A 20,676-nucleotide genomic window follows, 5' to 3' on the forward strand; every position below is an offset into this window, starting at 1 on the left:
TCAATGGGTTGTTTGAGATGTTTTGAAAGAAGTGAATCGTTGTTTGAGACTATCCAGTAATCCCATGAATCCTTTGTCGAAGTATAATACAGTAATCACGAAAAGGAAGCCGAGGATAAACAACCAGGAGTCCGGGAACAGACTGGTACAAACACTGTACAGGAAGTTAACCAGCAAAGCGCCTATTACCGCGCCTTTCAGGTTGCCTCTGCCTCCCAGCGCCACCCACATCACCATTTCCACAGATGCTTTTACATCCATACGGCCGGGGGTAATAATGCCTGTTTGCGGTAGATAAAGCATCCCCCCTACGGCAGCTAACAGTGCCGCCACAACGAAAACAGCCAGTTTATAATCCACTACTTTATAGGCAGCATAGCTGATGCGTGATTCACTGTCGCGGATAGCCTGTAATACTTTGCCGAATTTCGAATGGGTAATTTTATAACAGGCGAAGTAAGCTGCGCAAAGTGTCGTAAAGGAGAGCATATATAGTCCCAGTTTTACGGAAGAAGAAGACAAATCATAGCCCAGCATGGTTTTGAAATCGGTCAAACCATTGGTGCCACCCAGGTTGGTTTCATTTCTCAGGAAAATTAACCACATGGCTAATGTCAGTGCCTGCGTGATAATAGCCATATACACGCCTTTAATTCTGCTTCTGAATAATACAAAGCCGGTAACAAAGGCAAACAGTGCAGGTATCAGCAGACAGAGTGCGAGGGTCCATCCGAAAGATTGAAATGGTTGCCAGAATAACGGTAACGTATCTATTTTATTCCAGGCCATAAAGTCGGGGAGTACGGCGCCGGAGACCACTGTTTTTTTCAGCAGCAGGTGCATGGCAATGCCGTAGCTGCCCAGGCAAAAGAAGAAGGCCTGACACATCGATAAAATGCCGGTATAGCCCCATATCAGGTCTATACCCAGCGCCGCAATAGCAAAACAGAAGTATCGCCCCCATACAGAGATGGTGTTTACAGAAAGGAGGCCGGACATATATCCTGCCGGCAGCAGGATCGCAAAAATGGCGATGAATAATATATAATACAGTGGATTGTTTTTCGTTTTCATATGCCTGGTTTTTAATCTTCCGCTATGCGGCCTTTGTCAGGAAATAAGCCTTTGGGTTTATACTGCATAAACAGCATGATAAACACGAGGATAAACACTTTGCCATAAACCGCCTGGAAGAAGGATTCCAGCACTTTGGTGAAGAAGCCAATGCCGAGACCAGAAACAATAGTACCTGCGAGCTTGCCTACGCCTCCCGTTACCACCACCAGGAAGGAATCAACGATATATGTTTGTCCCATATCCGGAACCACATTACCAATTAATGTGATGGCACAACCAGCCAATCCGGCCAGCCCCGAGCCAATAAAGAAGGTGATGGCGGCAATACGTTTTGTTTCAATACCCAGACAGGCACTCATTTGCCGGTTCTGCGTAACGGCCCTGATTTGTAAACCCAGTCTGCTCCGGTAAAGCATGAAGTAAGTCAGCAAAACCATCACCAGGGTCAGCGCAATAATAAATAATCGATTATACGGTAACGTTAGATGCGGTGATACCTGCCAGCCACCGGATAACAGCTGTGGTGTTTTAACGGCGGTGAGGTCACCAAATAAAATGCGGGCGGTTTGTACCAGGATTAAACTTACTCCCCAGGTAGCCAGCAGGCTTTCCAGCGGCTTGGCGTACAGGTGCCGGATGACGAGCCTTTCCAGCAACAATCCCATTGCACCTGCTATTACGAAAGAGACGGGCAGCGCCGCTACGAAGAAAAGATCTGTTTGCGGAATGCCCAGTACATTGGTGAAAAATAGTTGTGTGCAATAAGTGGTATAAGCGCCTATCATCATAAATTCTCCATGCGCCATATTAATAATGCCTGCCAGGCCATATACAATAGAAAGCCCCAGGGCAATGAGTATAAGAATACTACCCAGACTTAAGCCACTGAAAAAGTTCTGTACCCGTTGGAGGCGGTCGTAGCGTTGTTCGAGGCTCACGGCTTTCTCCGCCGCGTAGGTAGCCATCTCTTTATTAAAAAATCCGTTGCTGGCATATGTTCTCAGCAACTGTGGAGCGTTGTCGCTCCAGTTATCCGTGATGCTGTCAATATATGCTTTAGCCATGGCGGCATTGGTAGCGCTGTATAATTTAGCGCCGTATAACACATCTTTACCGGTGCGGCGAGCATCGGCGTTGGTTTCTTTTGCCAGTGCGTTTTGGAGGATCAGTTGCACGCTGTTGTCGCCAGTATTTTTCAGCTGACTGTAGGCGAGCAGACGTTTTTGTGCATCGCTGCTATAGAGATTGAGCAGCGGCGTGATAGGGGCCAGTTGCAGGCGGTCGGCGCGGGAAATATCTACCGTTTGTAAAGCAGACAATGATAACAGCAGCGGTTGCCCGCTGCTGTTTTTCAAAAGTATATTATCGGGATAAAGAGAATAAAGCCGGTATGTTCCTTCTGCGGAAGGCTTACTGTCAACCGTTACTGCCTTGCGATCTAGCAGGTACAACTTTTTGTCACTGATCGCCATGAGTAAAGGAAAGGTAGCCGGAATGCGTAGGGCAGCCAGTCTGCCTATGGCATGCGTGCGCATGGAGTCATTCGCCGGTTGCAGCAGCTGTGCGGTATAAATGGAGGCACTGTCCTGTGCGGCTACTGTTTGTTGAAACAGCAGTATGCAGCCAGCCAGTATCCATCGTAGTGCTAAGGAAATTTTCATCGCGTCATAATTGAGAAGTTGGAAATAGCCCGTCTTTTATCCGTGTTGAAAACTTATTTTTTTGCGTAAGTACCGTTGTGGTTTACCCAATCGCAATCTTTGTCGGGAGATGTTAAAGGTGACCATGGCTGTGGATCTACGAGTCCTGCTGATTTCCAGATAATATCAAACTGTCCGTCCGGTTTAATTTCGCCGATCACTACCGGTTTTGCCAGGTGATGGTTTCTTGGATCCATTTTTACCAGGCCATCAGGAGATGGGAAGTCGAGTCCATAGAGGGCGTTGCGTACTTTTGAAACGTCGAAGGAACCAGCTTTTTCTGCTGCTTTAGCCCAGAGGTAAACGCCGGTATAAGCCCAGCAGATAGGATCATCCGTTACTCTTTTGTCGCCGCCGGGTAATCCTTTTTTAGCGCAGTAAGCTTTGAAGTCGGCAACGAATTTTTTGTTTTCGGGAAGGTCGTTTGACTGGAAGTAATTCCATGCAGCAAGATGACCTACCAGGAATTCAGTGTCCATAGAGCGGAGTTCATCTTCCGCAACTGAAAATGCCATGATAGGGCAGGTGGCGGAAGAAAGCCCCTGGTTGGCAAATTCTTTATAGAAAGGTACATTGGAGTCGCCATTGATAGTAGAGAGGATACAGGCTTTTCCATCGGCAGCAAAGCGTTTTACTTTAGAGATGATGGTCTGATAATCCTGGTGATGGAAAGGCGTATATTCTTCAATGATGTTTTCTTTGGGAATGCCTTTGGAGAGTAAAAATGCTTTCAGGATTTTATTGGCGGTGCGGGGAAAAACGTAATCTGTTCCCAGCAGGTAGAATTTTTTATAGCCGCCACCTTTTTCGCTCATCAGGTATTCAGCAGCCGGAATCAGCTGCTGGTTGGGGGTGGCGCCGGTATATATCACGCTGTTGGAGCATTCTTCTCCTTCATATTGTACAGGATAAAAGAGGAGACCGTTGTTTTGTTCAAATACCGGGAGTACGGATTTTCGCGAAACGGATGTCCAGCAGCCAAATACCGCTGATACTTTTTTGTCGATGAGCAGCTCTTTGGCTTTTTCGGCAAACAGGTCCCAGTCGGAGGCCGGATCTACGATCACGGGTTCTATTTGTTTGCCGAGTACGCCGCCTTTGGCGTTGATTTCATCTACCGCCATTTGCACCGCATCTTTCAGTGATACTTCAGAGATAGCCATGGTGCCGCTGAGTGAGTGGAGTACCCCTATTTTTACGGTTTCTTTGGTAGCGGTAGAATCGCTGCCAGGTTTTTTGGTTCCGTTGTTACAGGAAGAAAAAAGTGCCGTAGCGCCCAGCAGTAGCAGGGGAAGTTGTTTCAGGAAAGTGAGTCTCATGCTTAATAATATTTTAGGAAGAAGATGAATGAATGCGTGTGTAATCAGAAAATAAAGAACTGTGCCTGCAGCCATAGCTGACCGTATGTTTTTTTCGTGTATTCGTCGGCGGTAGCAGTGGCTACGTTATAGGTGCGGGTAGTATACGAGAGCCGGAGGTTGGTGCCGGTGCCGTTAAAGAAGTAGTTAAGCCCCCCGCCCATGACACTGCTGGATTTGCTTTTATCGAAAGAACTTAATTTTACGGTGCCTGCTTGTGCCGCATCGGCGCTGACGTCCTGGTTTTCGTACCTGATCCAGGGTTGTAGTTTGGATTTTTTAAAGTAGTAACCCAGTTCCAGGAACTGAACCGTTTGTTTAGGGATCAGGGTAGCGAAAGAGTATTTCGAGTCGGTGGCGGTGCCACCGGACATGTACTGGAATGCCGCATTAACGGTGATGGATCCCGCGTTGCCTAATGGATAATCGAAGAATGCATCTGTGCTGTAGTTATAGTAGTTTGCCTGCGCATCTACACCCACAGCCCATGCCAGGGTTTTACCTTTGCCCAGTTTGGTGCCGGCATAGTAGTAATCTTTTTCAGCATCCAGGAAATTATAGGCCACACGTGCAACGGTGCGTAGTGGAGCGCCGCCGTCTACATTTCGACCGGTAAATACGCCGAGGCGATATTCGAGTTTGTCGTTGGCGAGAAAGCCACGGGCGTTTACACCGAGGTCACGGCCAAAGTTGCCTTGCAGGGGGCTGTTGGCAAACAGGTTATAAGGGTACTGGAAGTAGGTGAAGTCGTTGGCCATTAATCCGGCGGCACCCTGTAAACCGTTACGGTTGTTGGATACGAGTTGCATGCCTGCTACCAGTTCAAATGCGTTGGAGAAAGTGTATTCCAGTTGAGCATCTAATATAATCGGCGACACCTTCACGTTTTTTTCGCCGTTGGACTGGATACCGATGGGAGAAGGGATTTCTGTTTCCATGAAGAAGCTGGCTTTCTTAGTCAGCTGTCCGCCTACCAGTACCCTGGCACGGTAAACGGAGAAACCTTTGTTCCAGTCTTTCGATGATTTATCATTGGAGGGCGCACCAAAGCCACTTTGTTCTCCGGAGGCAAACATGTGTACAATAGCGCCTACCTGTATGGTTGGTTTAAATGCGGCAGCGTCCTGAGAAAAAGAAATGGTTTTTGCACTATCGGTGCTGGTATTTAAAGAAGCGGGGAGTTCAATGAGATAACTTCCTCTTTTTTTCTTTTTAGGAGGATCGTTTTCGGCTTTTGCAATAATAGAAAAAGTAGATAGTACTATGATGAAGCTGGTAGACAAATTCATAAAATAAGTAATTAGAGATGAATTAATGTACTTAAGTACTTTTTTGGTTGATCGATCAGTATACTTAAGTATAAAAGTAGAAGATTAATTTATTTAATTCAGTTAATTTTTGAAAAAATCATCTTATTCTATGCGAAGTGTTGATTTTAAATGCATATATATTTTATAATAATATGTTTATTATTTTGAGTGCGTTTAACAATAAAAGTATGATATACAATTATTTATATTCATTTTTGTATCAAACTGAACGATTTTATAAATTTTATCTGTCTTCAATTATTAATTATTATGTAATTATTTAATATTATGATCTAAATAAAAGAATGCTATAAAATAATAATGGCAAGACAACGCGAAAAGCGGGAACAGTTGTAAAAAAAGGTAACTTGCGCGCCCAATACCTATACCATGAAGAGTGTTCGTTTTTTAGTACTATGTACACTGATCTTTTTTTCGGGACTATACAGCAGTACGTTATCTGCACAAAAAATTTTTGATGGTGGTCTGAACGGAGAAAGCTATTACAGCACCGGATACTATTACCTGCCTGATTCCACAAAGAAAAGCGGTTTGATAAAATATACTTTCGAGTCGCCTACCAGTTTCCGGTTTAAAGAATCTATTGGAGCAAAGGTGGTCACTATTACAGCAGATGAGTGCATAGGATTTCATGAAGACGGCGACAAAGCAGATTTTCATACCCTTTCCAACGTAAAACTACCAGTTAGCCTGACAAACGCAAAGTTCTCCAAATGCTTTGCTGAACTGCGTATTAGTGGAGATCTCTGTTTGTACATGGTTTATTTTGAAAAGAACAAAGTGTGGGGAGGTGGAAGCGGAGGCACATCATTTAGGGCACCCGGTAATAGTTACTCACCAGGGCCGCGAAAGGTCGCCACTTCCCGGTTCTTCCTGAAAAAGAAAAATGCTGATATCGTGCAGGAAGTGCCTAAAAAGGCAAAGCATTTCAAAAAAGAGCTGGCCGAATTTCTCTCCGATAAACCTGGTATTGTGGAGTTCATTAATAGCCACGACTATACGGAAGATGAAATTGAAATGGTAGTACAGGCCTATAATTACAGTAAATAAATTTGATGGGTGTGATCGCTGTTAAAGCAATCACACCCTTACCTGATCCTTATACTTTACCGCTTCAACCAGCCCGTGATACTCATCCTGGGCTTATTCGTCAGCAATACTTCGTGTTCCAGCTCACTGCTTTTAAAGAAAACAGTTTTGCCACTGCTGGGATTTATATGCTGCTCATCTCCACCGGTATGATAAATAGATAGCTGTCCGCCATCATTGGGGATCCAGTCGGTATTCAGGTAGATAATCATAGAAAACTGCCGGCTGTCATTATTGCGGAACTGATCCAGGTGCTTTTTATAAAAGCTGCCCGCTTCGTAGAGCGTATAATGAAATTCATACCCGGTGATCCCGGTATAACAGGAGCGGTTCAGGTACAATATGAACTCGTCCATGACCGCAAAGAATGCATTTTCATGTGCATTGTTATGCTGTTTATCCAGCCAATAGATTACATCGCCGCGAACGGCTTTGTCGTGCGCTACCAGTTGTTGATTGCCGGTACCTGCCGCCAGCATGCTTTTTTCGGAATAGAGATGTAACAGGTTTTCCTTTAAGTCGTTAGCAAGCTGAATACTTAAAAAATTTTCTGAGATACCTACTTTGCTTTCAATGAAGCTGTTGATCAATGTGTCAAAGGACTGTTGCAAAAAGAAGGAGAGATTATAGGGACAGAATTATCCGTAGTTCGGTGAAGGTAGCTGGAATTAAAGGATTTTGCACGGTTAATGGTTAATATTCTTTTATAACAGGTTAATATCTGATAGAATTTTATTTTTCAATCTCCTAATTTCACCGCGGAAGTATATTGAAACTTTCCCTGCCACATGACTGATAAACTGCGTGCTGAGCTACCGGAACAGGAAAAAGAAAAGCAATTCGCCACGTTATTTGAACTGTTTAATAACAGGTTAGTATTATTTGCCAAAGGGATGTTACCTGTTGGAGACGAAGCCGCCGACCTGGTACAGGAAGCCTTTGTTGCCCTGTGGCAGCGGATGGATAGTTTCAGTGACCAGTCTGCCATCAAAGTATTTTTATATCTCACCGTAAAAAATAAATGCCTCAACATTTATAAACACGAAAAAGTAGTTCGCCGGTATAACAACACCCAACCACCCGCTCCGGAAGATAAACACCTCCTGTTCCGCCTTATAGAAGCAGAAGTAGCGGGAGAAATACAACAGGCATTACAGCAACTGCCACCAGGATGCCAGCAGGTAATACACCTCAGTTATTTTGAAGGACTGCGTAATCATGAAATCGCCGAACGTTTGCACGTATCGATTAACACAGTGAAAACACAGAAAAAACGCGCCCTGCGCCTGATGCGGGACATTCTTAAAAGTCAGCCCTGCCAGCTGTTACTCCTCTTCGGAAAAATACTTTAAAAAAATCGCTTTTCTTTTCACCCACTTTTTCCAACTGGTTGTTTATGTATCATCAGTTATGGAAGGTATCCGCAAAAATTTAGCAATCGCACAACTTATATCCCGGCAACTCACCGGGCAGATTACGCCTGCAGAAATGCTGACGCTGCAAGCCTGGAGAAAGGAAGATCCTGATCATGAAGCACTGTGGCAACAGCTCACAGATCCTGATCACCTGAACGAACGGGTAGCTCAACTGGAGCAGCCGAATGACAGCGACGCATTTGCGCATCTGATGCAACGTATTCACACGGATGGCGAAACCGCCAGGCAACTGCAGGAGGACGCTGAGGTGTCCTCCCTCGCAGTAGCTCATCTGTCAGCAAAACGTCCCTCCCGACTGCGGCCGCTGCTTCGATATGCCGCTATCGTCCTTCCTTTGCTGGCAGCAGTTTCCACCGGATGGTATTTCTTCCATTTTCATCGTGCAGCTACTCATCCTCCGGCTGTTGCGCAGCAACGAAACCGCTTACCACAACAAGCGCCTAACACTGTACAGCTCCTGATCGATAACCAGGAAGCGATTCCATTGAATAAAACAGGGGCACAAACGATCCGCGCCATGGATGGTACCATCGCCCGCAACGATGCCGGCAGCCTGCTGTATCCGGTAAATACCAACCAGACAGAAGGTGCGGCCATAGCACTGCAACAGCTGGTTACACCAAAAGGAATGGACTATAAAGTAGTGCTCCCGGATGGTAGTCGTGTATGGGTGGGCGCTGCCACCAGCCTGCGCTTTCCTGCCGCATTTACCGGCAAGGAACGCAACGTGGAACTCAATGGGGAAGCGTATTTTGAAGTGGCTCCCGATGCGGCACATCCATTTGTAGTACATACCAGCAAAACAGCTATACAGGTACTGGGTACCTCCTTTAATATAAAAGCGTATACAGGTGAACGTTATGAACGTACTACGCTGGTCAGTGGCGCCGTGAAAGTGAGTGCCGCAAACAGTTCTGAAAGTAAGGTATTACAGCCCGGGCAACAGGCACTCGCAGGAACTGGTCTTACCCTGCAAACCGCTGATATGGATGCAGTCCTCGCCTGGAAGAAAGGATTGTTTATATTCCGTAGCGAACCACTGTCGGGTATCCTCGATGAATTATCCAGGTGGTATAATGTTGTTATAGTGAAAGAAGCCGGAGTGGATCTGAATGCCCATTTCACCGGTCGAATTATAAGAAGTGAACAATTAAGCGAAATACTACAATTCCTGGAGACAACGGGTAAAGTACGTTTCTCACAGGAAGGACAACTGTTAAGGGTTTTACCTGGTCGTCCATAAATAATTAATCAACCAAGTATGTATAATTCCATGTAACCAGAATCAAAAAAACCGGGAATGCGCAAACACCCCCGGCTAATAATGCCAAACAACCTGTTTGTATTTGTGAAAAGGACACAGACAGGTATTGTCTAACTATTATGCTTAACAAAGTTATGAAAAAAAAAGCAAGCGCCGGGTACCTCCCGGACGACAAACTATTGCTGGTACTTATCTCCCGTACAATGCGACTTACCTTATTCCTTACACTGGCATGTATACTGCAGTTACGTGCCGCCAGCTATTCCCAGGAAATTAAATTATCGGTCTCCCTGAAAGACGCTAAGATTTCCAGCCTGTTTAATTTTCTGCAACAAAAAAGTGATTACCAGTTTTTGTACAATGATGAAGATGTACAAAAGATGCCAGCCATCAGTGTATCCATGCATGACGCTACCATTGCACAAATACTCGATGCCAGCTTCAACGGACTGCCACTGGGCTATCGTATCACCAACAAAACAGTAGTGGTATTTGAAGCACCCGCTAAAACAGCGATCGTACAGGAACACGTAATTACCGGTACGGTAAGAGATGCCGATGGTAAGCCCCTGGTTGGTGTGAGCATAGGATTGCAACATACCGGCAACGGTACACAAACCGATGCAAACGGCCACTATAGCCTTCGCCTGAAAGATGGTACCGGTATCCTGGTGTTTTCTTTTGTAGGATATCAGAAAAAAGAGGAAGCCATCCGTGGCAGAACAGCGATTAATGTAGTGCTCGAAGCCAGTATCTCTGCATTGAATAATGTAGTAGTGATTGGTTATGGTACTAAAAAACAGGTAAATGTGACCGGCTCCGTTTCCAGTGTAAAAGGAACAGAACTGAAACAAAGCCCTGCCCCGAACTTGTCCAACGCCCTCGCAGGCCGCATCACCGGCGTTATTGCCAATAACCGCAGTGGCGAACCTGGTAATGATTATTCCAGTATTCTCATCCGCGGTAAAGGTACTCTCAATGATAACAGCCCGTTGATTGTTATTGATGGGGTGGCCAATCGTGGTGCTTTCGAACGCCTTAACTCCGATGACATAGAAAGTATTACGGTGCTGAAAGATGCATCTGCAGCTATTTATGGCGCACAGGCGGCGAACGGGGTCATCCTCGTTACCACCAAAAGAGGTAAGCCCGGCAAACCTGTTATCTCCTATAATGGCAGCTATGGCCTGTCGCAGCCTACCTATATTACCAAGCTGCTGAATGCAGGGCAGTATGCTACCTACATGAATGAAAAATATGCCCGCTCCAACAAGCCCCTGCTTTTCACGGATGAGGATATACGAAAATATACAGATGGCAGCGATCCGCTGGGACATCCCAACACCGACTGGTATCATTCTGTGATCAAAAATTATTCTCCACAAAATCGTCATGCGCTGTCGGTAAATGGTGGCAGTGATCGTGTGGACTATTTTATTTCCGGTGAATACCTTTACCAGGATGGAATTTATCGTAAGTCGGCCACTAACTTTCACCAGTATAATTTACGGTCAAATGTGGGCGCCAGCATTACCAAAAACCTGAGGGTAGCGGTAGATGTATCGGGTCGTGTGGAAGACCGTCATTACTCCAATTATAGCAGCGGATCTATTTTTGGTGAAACATTATCCGCGTATCCTACGTTGCCGGATTATTATCCGAACGGATTACCGGGTCCTGGTCTGGCAGGTGGTCGCAACCCCGTGCTGATGGCCTCCGGCGCTACCGGTTACAATAAAGTAAAAGATTATTTCGTGCAGTCGAACTTTTCTTTTGATCTCAAACTGCCGTCTATTACACCAGGCTTGTCCCTGAGTGGTTTGGCAGCCTATGATTTCCAGTTTCATAACGATAAAGCTTTCCTCAATAACTGGGATGCATTCCGCTATGACCCCGCCGCCAAAGTTTATAACAACATCAGGAATGAACAGAAGCCAATGCAGCTGGACGAAGGTTTCAGAAATTATAGCAACAAGACTTATAACATAAAGCTGGCCTATGAAAGAACGTTCCATATGCACGATATCAGCGGATTTGTGGCCTATGAACAAAGTGAAGGATATGACGAAGGTATTACCGCGATGCGAAGAAATTTCCTGAGCGACCAGGTAGATCAGATTTCCCTGGGTGCTGATAAAGACAAAGACAACAGTGGTAAAGCAGGACAGGTAGCCAGGCAGAACGTATTTGGAAGGGTGAGCTATGGCTATGCAGATAAATACCTGGCGGAAGTGATATTGAGGTATGATGGTTCTTTTAACTTTCCTAAAAACAGCAGATGGGGAACATTTCCTGGTGTATCTGTAGGCTGGCGCATTTCAGAGGAACCCTTTTTTAAGAACAACATCACGTTGTTGGATCAGCTGAAAATAAAAGCATCCTGGGGTAAAATGGGGAATGATAAAATCGATCCTTACCAATACATCTTACAATATAATAAAGACAATGGCGTGTATTTCGGCGATGATCCGCAAAGGGTGCCTGGTCTTTCTGCCGGTATTTCTCCTAATCCAAATATTACCTGGGAGGTAGCAGAAACTAAGAATATCGGTTTGGAATCCTCCTTCCTCAAAGGAATGTTTACGCTGAATGTAGACTATTTTACTTCACGCCGTTCCAATATCCTGGTAGCGCGCAATGCTTCTATACCGGCATCTACGGGGCTCACCGGCAGTTTACCTCCGGAGAATATCGGGATTGTCAACAAGCATGGATTTGAAGTGGAGGCCGCACATCACTTCCGGGTGAATAAAGACTTCAGCTATAATGTTGGATTCAATTATACCTATGCACAAAACAAAGTTGTATTCAATGACGAAGCAGCAGGTACACCGGCATGGCAGCGGATACAGGGCCATCCGATGAATTCCTGGTTAATATATAAAACGCAGGGCATCTACCATACGCAGGCCGAAATTGATGGCTCTATACATCCGGCAGGCACGCAGCCCGGCGATGTACGCTATATAGATGTGAATGACGATAAAAAAATTACCTCCGATGACCGGGTAAGGGTATTCGAAAGTGCCAACCCTACCAGCATTTATGGTATTACTTTGGGAGCTAATTATAAAGGCATTGGTTTAAACATTCTGTTGCAGGGACAGGGCGGCGCTAAAATGCTGATCCTGCCTTCCCAGAATGGCGGCGCGTTAACACCACCATTATGGATGTACGAAGATCGCTGGACGGCCGCCAACCCAAATGGCAGCATGCCCGCATCTTTTGACCGCGACAATGATATCACCAACCGTCAGTCTGATTTCTGGCTGAGGAATGCTTCTTTCCTGCGTCTTAAAACCGTGGAATTATCTTACACTTTCCCTGCTACATTTCTCTCCCGTTTAAACCTGCAATACCTGAGAGTATATGCAAATGGCTTCAACCTGGCGGTGTTCAGCCACGTGAAGAAGTATGATCCGGAGCTGAATGCGGTAACGGGTAACTACTATCCTCAAACGAGGATCTTTAACATGGGTGTGAATATTTCTTTGTAATCATTAATTAATCAGCAATCATGAACAAAACGATATATAAACTTTTTGTAGGCGGCTTTTGTGTGTGTATGGGACTATCTGCCTGTAATAAAGACTTACTGGATAAACAGCCTCCGATGAGCTACTCAGACGAGGTGATGTGGTCTGATCTGCGGTTGGTGGAAGCATATGTAAATTCGAGATACTGGATACTGCCGCATTTTATTGATGCCTCCAGCAAAGCCAGTACTACGGGACTTTCCGGCGCCTCCGATGAAGGATATGATCACTGGAACTACGAAGGGGAGTTTCGCTTTAACCTGGGACAGATTACACCGGATTATACCGGTCTTGATAACTGGACCGATGATTATGCATATATCCGCAGCTGTAATATCTTTTTTGAAAGAATAGCAGGGGTAAAGGGTGATGAAACCCTTAGAAGTCGTTTAATCGGTGAGATGAAGTTTATCAGGGCCTGGTGTTACTTTGACCTGATATCCCGCTATGGTGGGGTTCCATTGATTACCAAATCCTATACTATTGCCGACAAGAATTTCACCGTAAAAAGGAATACCTATGATGAGGTGATGGCTTTTGTTATAAAAGAGCTGGATGAGGCTTTACCAGGATTACCATTTACTTATAATAGTGCTAATACCGGGCGCGTTACCAAAGGAGCGGTGCTGGCCTTTAAATCCAGGGCGTTGTTGTATGCTGCCAGTAAGCTGCATAATAGTAACCCTGTTGATCCCAACAAATGGAAACTGGCGGGAGATGCGGCCAAAGCAGTCATAGACCTGGCAGATCAGGGATACTACCGGCTGGATCAGCGGGCGGATTACAAGCAGATCTTCCTGGATAAGAAAACGCCGGAAGCGATTTTCTCTTTCGGAATGAACGCTACCTATGCAGATAACTCGATAGATGTTTATATTTATCCTAACGGATCACATGGTTATTCCGCTTATGTGCCTTCCCAGAACATGGTAGATGCTTTTGAAATGAAGAGCGGTAAAATGATCACTGATCCTGCATCCGGATATGATGCGGCCCGCCCGTATGACAACCGTGATCCACGTTTTTATGCCAATATTTTATTTAATGGCGCACCATTCAAAGGCCGTAATGTAGAGTACTTTATTGGTGGTATGGATAGTCCGCAGAGCAGTGTAGACAGCTGGAATGCCAGCTTCACCGGCTACAACTGGCGCAAGTATGCAGATGAAACCAATACCAACATATTTGGTGGCAGTGCGCAGAACTGGATTGCTTTCCGACTGGGTGAAATTTATCTTAACTACGCAGAAGCTGCTTTTGAACAGCATGATGAAGTAACGGCCCGCAAGTACCTGAACCTGGTACGTTCCCGTGCCAGTGTGCAGTTACCGGATGTCACGGCTACCGGTGAGGAGCTAAGGGAAAGGATCTATCATGAAAGGGCCATAGAGCTGTGTTTTGAAGGACATCGCTTTTTTGATGTGCGCCGCTGGAAGATTGCAGAGGTAACAGATAATTTACCATTGAAAAGAGTGAGTATTGAAAAGAAAGCAGATGGTACTTTTAAGTATACCTATCTTACTTTGCAGGATCGGAAATTTAACGTGAATAACTACCTATTCCCTATACCTAAAGAAGAGATGAATAAAAATAGTGAGTTGACGCAGAATCCGGGTTATTAATTACATTCGTCCATTGTTTGCCCTCTTCTTAAAATAGTTTTACATGAATACCATCAGATTTTTCCTGGCAGTGGCATGCTGGTTATGTATTACAGGATCTGTCCGTGCGCAGTCACCCCGCTGGACACTGGCGACAGACGGCGGTATCCGCTGGACCGTAGCCGGTGCTCCTGCGCATACGGATCATATTGAAATGAGTGGCAAACAGCTTTCTGCTATTATTACCTATGGTACAAATGATCAGCAGGAGCTGCTGGTAAAGAAGCAGCTGGTGTTTCCTATGCTGCGTACCATTCCCAACAACACACATGCCAGTCTGAAAACGAATTTCGATGGTACAGAACTACCGGCTATTACGGCAAACGGTGTACCGTTGAAAGTATTACCGGAAGATTTTTATTTAAAAGGATTTCTGAGCATACATTCCCGAACCAACACAGATCTAACGGTGACGGATGTATTATTTCCATCGGTAGACAAGGCAGGGTTTATTCAATCACGGGAGCTGGTAAATAATGGCGCCCGTGCCTGTCGTGTACAAATCGATAGCCTGGTGAGTGAACAGCATACTGCGGCAGATAAAGGGGTATACGGGGAATATGTGATCCGGTCGGAAGTAACCGGCTATGGCAGTTTTGAGCTGGCGCCGGGAGAAAAGCATTCGTTCGCGGTTATTTATAGCGCCCGTAAAATCAGTACGCCTGCCTATTATTTTTCGCCGGCTTATGAGCTATTGCGCAGAACTGCTTTTGTGCAGGAGCTGATGCAGGACCTTGTACTGGAAACACCTAATGATACCATTAACCGGGGTTTTGCTTTTGCCAAAATCCGGGCTACGGAAAGTATTTATGATACCAAAGCCGGTTTGATGCATGGTCCCGGAGGCGGTGCTTATTATGCAGCGATCTGGGCAAACGATCAGGCAGAATATGCCAACCCGTTTTTCCCTTTTCTGGGTAATGCCAATGGTAATGAATCGGCGGTGAATAGTTTTCGCTTATTTGCCCGCTATATGAATGCGGCGTATCGGCCTATTCCCAGTTCTGTGATTGCAGAGGGAGATGGATACTGGAATGGAGCCCGCGACCGCGGCGATCAGGCCATGATTGCTTATGGGGCAGCACGTTTTGCGCTGGCTTCGGGTGATAAGGCGATTGCAAAGCAGTTGTATCCGTTGATCAACTGGTGCCTGCAGTACCTGGAGCTGCACAAAAGACAGGATGGTATTATTACTTCCGATGCCGATGAGCTGGAAGGCCGGTTTCCGGCGGGTAAGGCTAACTTATCTACCAACGCCCTGGCCTATGGTGCTTACCAGAGTGCGGGCTATCTGGCTACTGCACTCGGCGATAAGGACACGGCAGCATTGTATCATCAACGTGCTAAAAAACTGGGTAGTGATATAGAACGTTTCTTCGGACATACAGTACAGGGTTTTGATACCTATCGTTATTACGAAGAAAATACGGTGTTACGTTCCTGGATCTGTTTGCCCCTGGTAATGGGCATCAATGAACGCCGTGATGCGACCATGAAAGCGTTGTTGTCGCCATACCTGTGGACCAGCAATGGTATCCTCACTGCGGCAGGAGATCATACTTTCTGGGATCGGTCTACTTTATATGCTTTCCGTGGACTTTTCTTTGCGGGAGCTACCGATACCACCCTGAAATACCTGGCTTATTATACGCGGCAGCGTTTACTGGGAGAGCATGTACCTTACCCGGTAGAGGCCTGGCCGGAGGGGGATCAGCGACATCTTTCCGCAGAAAGTGCATTGTATTGTCGTGTGATTACGGAAGGGCTTTTTGGCATTGTGCCCACGGGATTACGTGAGTTTGATATGTGTCCGCGTTTGCCTGCTACCTGGAATAATATGACGTTACGGCATATCCGGGCATTTGATGGGGATATGGATATTATAGTAAAGCATTCGGGTAAGCAATGGAAGGTAACGGTCATGAATAAGGGAAAAGTAGTGACTGAAAGAAATTGGAATGGGAAAGATGTGATTCCGGTGGTGTTGCCGGATTAGTCGTTAAAATTTCAACTATTAAAGAAGCTGTCTCATTTAGTTATGAGACAGCTTCTCTTTTTATTTTAACTCTGTCCCTGCTTAAATAAAAGTTATCAGCAACTGCTAATAGCTTTTTGTTAAGCAGCAGCTTTCTCGGCCAATTTTCCGCAGTTCCCGTTATATTCCAGTGAAAGTTTCGTCAGCTGTGCAGCCCATACAATAAACTTGGCCAGTATTTCTGCTGCTACTATGCCGGTAGCCATCGTAAAGGCTCTTGCAATGATAGCAGTCAGCCCAAACCAACCTGCCGAGACTATCACGAATTTTAAAATGGGCCATAAAACCTTTTCACGATGCATTTCTGTTATAATATCCAGCCCGGAAGCAACGCCGATCGTAGTGCCGACTAAAGCGGTGATTTTTGCCAATAGTTTTGCATTCTTGACAACAAGGTTGAAAATTTTAGTGGGAATCTGGTTGAAGGGCGAGAAAACCGGAAGCGGAAGGAATATGCCCAAGAATTTAACAGAGATGGTGAAGATAAAAGTTATCCACCAGATAGTGCAGTCACTTACTTCTCCTATTGGACGGTCATAAATGAGTGCGTCTCCGCGAAGGCCGTGGTATATGATCTTTGTTCTTCCATTTTCATCTGTTCTTGTATAAACTTTCCGGAGATTTTCATTCTCTGATAACATTTCTTCTGCCTGTGCATATGCTTTTTCAAATACTTCCCGGAAAGCATTTTGTTTTTCTTCATCCACCTTCCAGAAACTAACCAGGTCTGTAAATGTTTTTTCCTTATGAACAGCGGCGGATAGTTCAGGCTGATCAACAGATTTTATGACCGGAGGAGGAAGGGGGGCTTCATCCACGCTATTAAAATAGCTTGAATTGATAGGCATGGAAACACCTAGCTGGGCTTTTCTGTCTGCCAGTTCCAGGGTAGTTGTTGCAAGCATGTTGGTAGCACCACCCAATAGTTGAACAGTATGACCCATTGAATCCATTGGTGGAGTAGTGGTGAAGTCGAAGTTGGCTACCAGTCTCGGATCGGTAATAACATCATTCAATATCCATTGACGGAGTTCTGCCTGATCCAGGCAATCTTTCCATAAACGGACGTTTTGAAAGTAACCGATAAAGCCGATTCCGCCTATTGTGAGTTGACCCTGATCAACATTTGCTACTGAGCTGGGGAAATATTCGGCTGTTTGCAGGTTTCCATTCACGTAGAGGCTCATCATTTTTGAATCTCCATTATAGGAAACGGCAAAGTGATAGAAACGTTCTTCCGTGATCTGTTCCTTGGAATAGATGGCTTGTCCATCTGAATTCCGTTTTGCAATGATGCGGCTGTTGACTTTATCGTACTGAATATAGTATTGCCATTGCCCACCATTTTCAAAGGCCACCATTACGGCCATATCCGCTGTGGAGGAGGGGTTAAACCAGCCCTCAATGGTGTATGGCTGATGGCCACCGAAATTATATTCCGGATAGACACCGCAATCAATAGCACCATTTTGTGGTATCCCTACCGAAGGGATATTATAAAGATAGCTGGGTGGAGGTGTACTGTAGGTGATTTCAATAGCATTACCGGAACGGTCTTCCGTTGGCATTTCCGTGAAGTCTGTCCATAAAACGAGATCAGTTCCTGTTGCCGGGGGAGGAACAATAGCCAATGCATCTTCCACGATTTCAAAAGTACTCCGGGCCGATTTCCAGATGGCTACACGTGCCATTTGCCCCTCGAAGAAGTTTGAGTACCCGGATGAACTCCGATTTTTTCCGACGCCGATATGGGTATGAATCGGTATGGCCTGACAAGGAATCCCTTGTACGGGGGCACTACCTACTTCATTTCCATCCTGGTACAGCGTGATCAATTGCCTGTCACTATCAAAAGTAACTGCCACCTGATGCCATTCCTGTAGTGATAGCGGCGTTGAAGATGTTACATAGAACGACTTCTTGCTATTATTCATCGCCGTGAAATACAAATGTCCGTTGGAAATGGAGAAGTTGAAAAAAATGCCGCCCCCCAATGATGCATTGTCAAGAATGGTCCCCGTTGCTGTCGTTGAAAGGATCGTTGCTTCGAACGTAAACGACCTCATGTTGTTAAGGAGGTCGGATGGGAAATAAGCATACGTGTTTCCATTGAATTGAAGCGCGCTATATCCCCAGCGCATTGTTAATCCGAGATTCATAAGTGTATTTTTTGGTCCTACTCTGTTATGGTTTTTCGGTTTCACCCCCTGCTTATTGTCAAGTCAGGCAGACCTGTTTTTTTCTGTGCTGGCAGCTGCACATCCTTCTCCACAAATGTCCATCGATCTGCCGGCCTGAATAAGAGAGTAAATGAGTGTTTCTGAAAACAGGTATAAATACCTGTTTAGGGGCATAGAGCGGGTATTTATATCTGTATGAAGATGATTAAATCATTTGGAGAGAATATAAAAAAAGGAGAGGCCGTACCATAATTAAATGGTACGGCCTCTCCTTTTTTTATTGTCCTTTTTTATTGCCCTTTACCGAAATCAGGTGCCGATTTGTCGTACCATATTCTTTGTGTGCTAAGTGTAGGAAGGTCCTGTGCATTGGGCGTAAAGCCCTGTTGCTGCATGGCGGCATTCCAGTTAGCGCGGTTTACTTCTCCCGGATCTAATAGCCAGAACCGGCGAGGTATTAATTCATTAAAGGTTTCCCTGGCATAATACGCAGATACATTTTTAGGGTAGCCTGTGCGTCTGCAAAAAACATACGCTTCATTGGGCTGCCGGTAAAAGCTCAGGTATTCCTGTATATAGATGCGTTCCAGGTTATTGCTGCCATTGAATTTTACGTTGGCATTATTCAGGTAGTTGCCGATTTCTGTAGATCCATCGCCGGTATAGGCGGTGGCAGAGCCGGCTGCGATGGCAATGGCATTATTGGTTTGGATAGAAGAAGTAATACCTTTTTTGTACCAGTCTTCTGCTGTACCTTTTGTATCTACACCCCCTGCATATCCTTTCTGTATAAATTCTGCTATATAAAAACAGGTTTCTGCATACGTTACAGAAACATCGAGGAAATTATCTTTTGACTGATTAAGTTTTGGAGAGAAGAATTTGCGATTGATCGCTGATATCAGGTTGTACTTGGTAAAAGGACCAATACTAAATGAGTTGCCGATATAAGCGGCTACAGTAGGATTGGTGGTCCAATCGGCCGGGCCCCCCTGGAACTGGATCAGCGGATCATTTGGATTTATAAATGCAGGAAGGGTGACATGGTAGAAAGCGAGACTATCTTTATACGTACCCACCAGGTCATTTTTTTCAAAATATACAGGTAACCTCGGATCGTTGCTTTTTTTAAGGAACGTCATAATGGAAGTGGTAGCATAACGGCGACTGCGATAATCAACGTCGGTGCTACTTCCAAACGGTGAATAGGTACTGTTAAGATATTTGACCTGTGAATCGTCTCCGTTGATAGCGCCTGTCGGATCTTTTAATACTTCCTGGAAGATGGATTTACATTTTGCATTGTCTGCATTTTCCAGCCTGGCAGCTATTCTGAGCTTCAGCGTATTGGCGAGCTTCACCCACTTCACCCAATCGCTCTGGTAAAAGATATCTGATTGTGAGTAAGTGACCTGGGTAGGCAGCGTGTTATCTGATAGCACTTTGATAGCATCATTCAGTTGGGTGAGCCAATTATTAATTAAGGCAGACTGCTCATCAAACACGGGGCTGTACATCGCATCATAGCGTCCTTCTATAGCCTGTGTATATGGAATGGAGCCATTCATATCTGTTACCTTGAGGCCATGCAACACCTGTAAAATGTAGGTGACCATTTTTATTTTCTGGTACTGGTCTTTATTAGGCATGAGTTCCACCTGTTTTCTTATTTCAAAAAGATTAGGCAAAATCTGCAGGTAGTAAATATTATAGCGGGTATTTACATTGCCGGTGATTTCATACGGGCTGGTGGTGACAGCCTGCGTAAAGCGCATGAGTTGCTCCATGCTTTCGTATACCCATTCTGTTCCCTGGTAGGTGATGATTTTATCCTGCGAAAAGCTAAGGAGGAATTTAACATCCGGCTTGGCTACAAGGCTGGGGTCTGTGTTGATATCCCCAAAATTTTTGGAGCAGGAGCTGCTACCCAGCATTGCCAATAGTATGCAGTATTTTATAGATCGGTTTATTATATTTTTCATGGTCGTTGTTTTTAGTAAGTACAATTT

14 protein-coding genes are annotated in these 20,676 nt (G+C 45.2%); 6 read left to right on the forward strand and 8 right to left on the reverse strand.

Going from position 1 to position 20,676, the window contains the following annotated elements:
• Genes urtC through AC1DCV_RS30725 form a run of 4 tightly spaced genes read right to left on the reverse strand, consistent with a single transcriptional unit; the run spans window position 1 to window position 5,424 of the window.
• Window positions 1-1,074 (reverse strand): urea ABC transporter permease subunit UrtC, encoded by a 1,074-nt coding sequence (urtC, locus tag AC1DCV_RS30710; RefSeq protein WP_477026750.1) that lies wholly within the window; start codon window positions 1,072-1,074, stop codon window positions 1-3.
• Window positions 1,075-1,085: 11 nt separating this feature from the next.
• A complete protein-coding gene (urtB, locus tag AC1DCV_RS30715) occupies window positions 1,086-2,738 on the reverse strand; it encodes an urea ABC transporter permease subunit UrtB (RefSeq protein WP_477026751.1) in 1,653 nt (550 codons plus the stop codon).
• Between the two features lie 53 nt (window positions 2,739-2,791).
• Window positions 2,792-4,096 (reverse strand): urea ABC transporter substrate-binding protein, encoded by a 1,305-nt coding sequence (urtA, locus tag AC1DCV_RS30720; protein ID WP_477026752.1) that lies wholly within the window; start codon window positions 4,094-4,096, stop codon window positions 2,792-2,794.
• Window positions 4,097-4,140: 44 nt separating this feature from the next.
• The gene (locus AC1DCV_RS30725) at window positions 4,141-5,424 is read right to left on the reverse strand and encodes a hypothetical protein (RefSeq protein WP_477026753.1); all 1,284 of its coding nucleotides are present in this window, start codon (window positions 5,422-5,424) and stop codon (window positions 4,141-4,143) included.
• A 411-nt stretch (window positions 5,425-5,835) separates the two neighbouring features.
• Here AC1DCV_RS30725 and AC1DCV_RS30730 point away from each other — a divergent pair, with 411 nt between their 5' ends.
• Window positions 5,836-6,516, forward strand: a complete 681-nt coding sequence (locus tag AC1DCV_RS30730) for a hypothetical protein (protein ID WP_477026754.1) — start codon at window positions 5,836-5,838, stop codon at window positions 6,514-6,516.
• A gap of 56 nt (window positions 6,517-6,572) precedes the next feature.
• On the opposite strand, the gene AC1DCV_RS30735 is transcribed toward AC1DCV_RS30730, so the two are convergent.
• Window positions 6,573-7,166 carry a 2OG-Fe(II) oxygenase gene (locus tag AC1DCV_RS30735; protein WP_477026755.1) on the reverse strand — a complete coding sequence of 198 codons (594 nt, stop codon included), beginning with the start codon at window positions 7,164-7,166 and terminating at the stop codon, window positions 6,573-6,575.
• A 177-nt stretch (window positions 7,167-7,343) separates the two neighbouring features.
• Between AC1DCV_RS30735 and AC1DCV_RS30740 the strand changes: the two genes are divergently transcribed.
• From AC1DCV_RS30740 to AC1DCV_RS30760, 5 genes are all read left to right on the forward strand, one after another.
• A complete protein-coding gene (locus tag AC1DCV_RS30740) occupies window positions 7,344-7,907 on the forward strand; it encodes an RNA polymerase sigma-70 factor (RefSeq protein ID WP_477026756.1) in 564 nt (187 codons plus the stop codon).
• A gap of 58 nt (window positions 7,908-7,965) precedes the next feature.
• Complete coding sequence (locus AC1DCV_RS30745; protein ID WP_477026757.1) at window positions 7,966-9,234, forward strand: FecR family protein; 1,269 nt, start codon at window positions 7,966-7,968, stop codon at window positions 9,232-9,234.
• Window positions 9,235-9,389: 155 nt separating this feature from the next.
• Window positions 9,390-12,752, forward strand: coding sequence for a TonB-dependent receptor (locus AC1DCV_RS30750; protein ID WP_477026758.1), 3,363 nt, complete (start codon window positions 9,390-9,392; stop codon window positions 12,750-12,752).
• A 20-nt stretch (window positions 12,753-12,772) separates the two neighbouring features.
• On the forward strand, window positions 12,773-14,413 hold the full coding sequence (locus AC1DCV_RS30755; RefSeq protein WP_477026759.1) for a RagB/SusD family nutrient uptake outer membrane protein: 1,641 nt from the start codon (window positions 12,773-12,775) through the stop codon (window positions 14,411-14,413).
• 43 nt (window positions 14,414-14,456) lie between these two features.
• A complete protein-coding gene (locus AC1DCV_RS30760; RefSeq protein WP_477026760.1) occupies window positions 14,457-16,448 on the forward strand; it encodes a glucosidase family protein in 1,992 nt (663 codons plus the stop codon).
• 119 nt (window positions 16,449-16,567) lie between these two features.
• On the opposite strand, the gene AC1DCV_RS30765 is transcribed toward AC1DCV_RS30760, so the two are convergent.
• The 3 genes from AC1DCV_RS30765 to AC1DCV_RS30775 form a co-directional block, all read right to left on the reverse strand.
• Window positions 16,568-18,646, reverse strand: a complete 2,079-nt coding sequence (locus AC1DCV_RS30765) for a LamG domain-containing protein (protein WP_477026761.1) — start codon at window positions 18,644-18,646, stop codon at window positions 16,568-16,570.
• Between the two features lie 63 nt (window positions 18,647-18,709).
• The gene (locus AC1DCV_RS30770; protein WP_477026762.1) at window positions 18,710-18,841 is read right to left on the reverse strand and encodes a hypothetical protein; all 132 of its coding nucleotides are present in this window, start codon (window positions 18,839-18,841) and stop codon (window positions 18,710-18,712) included.
• Window positions 18,842-18,957: 116 nt separating this feature from the next.
• A complete protein-coding gene (locus tag AC1DCV_RS30775; RefSeq protein WP_477026763.1) occupies window positions 18,958-20,649 on the reverse strand; it encodes a SusD/RagB family nutrient-binding outer membrane lipoprotein in 1,692 nt (563 codons plus the stop codon).
• Between the last annotated feature and the right edge of the window lie 27 nt (window positions 20,650-20,676).

It is taken from the genome of Chitinophaga sp. 10T418 (assembly GCF_056394125.1).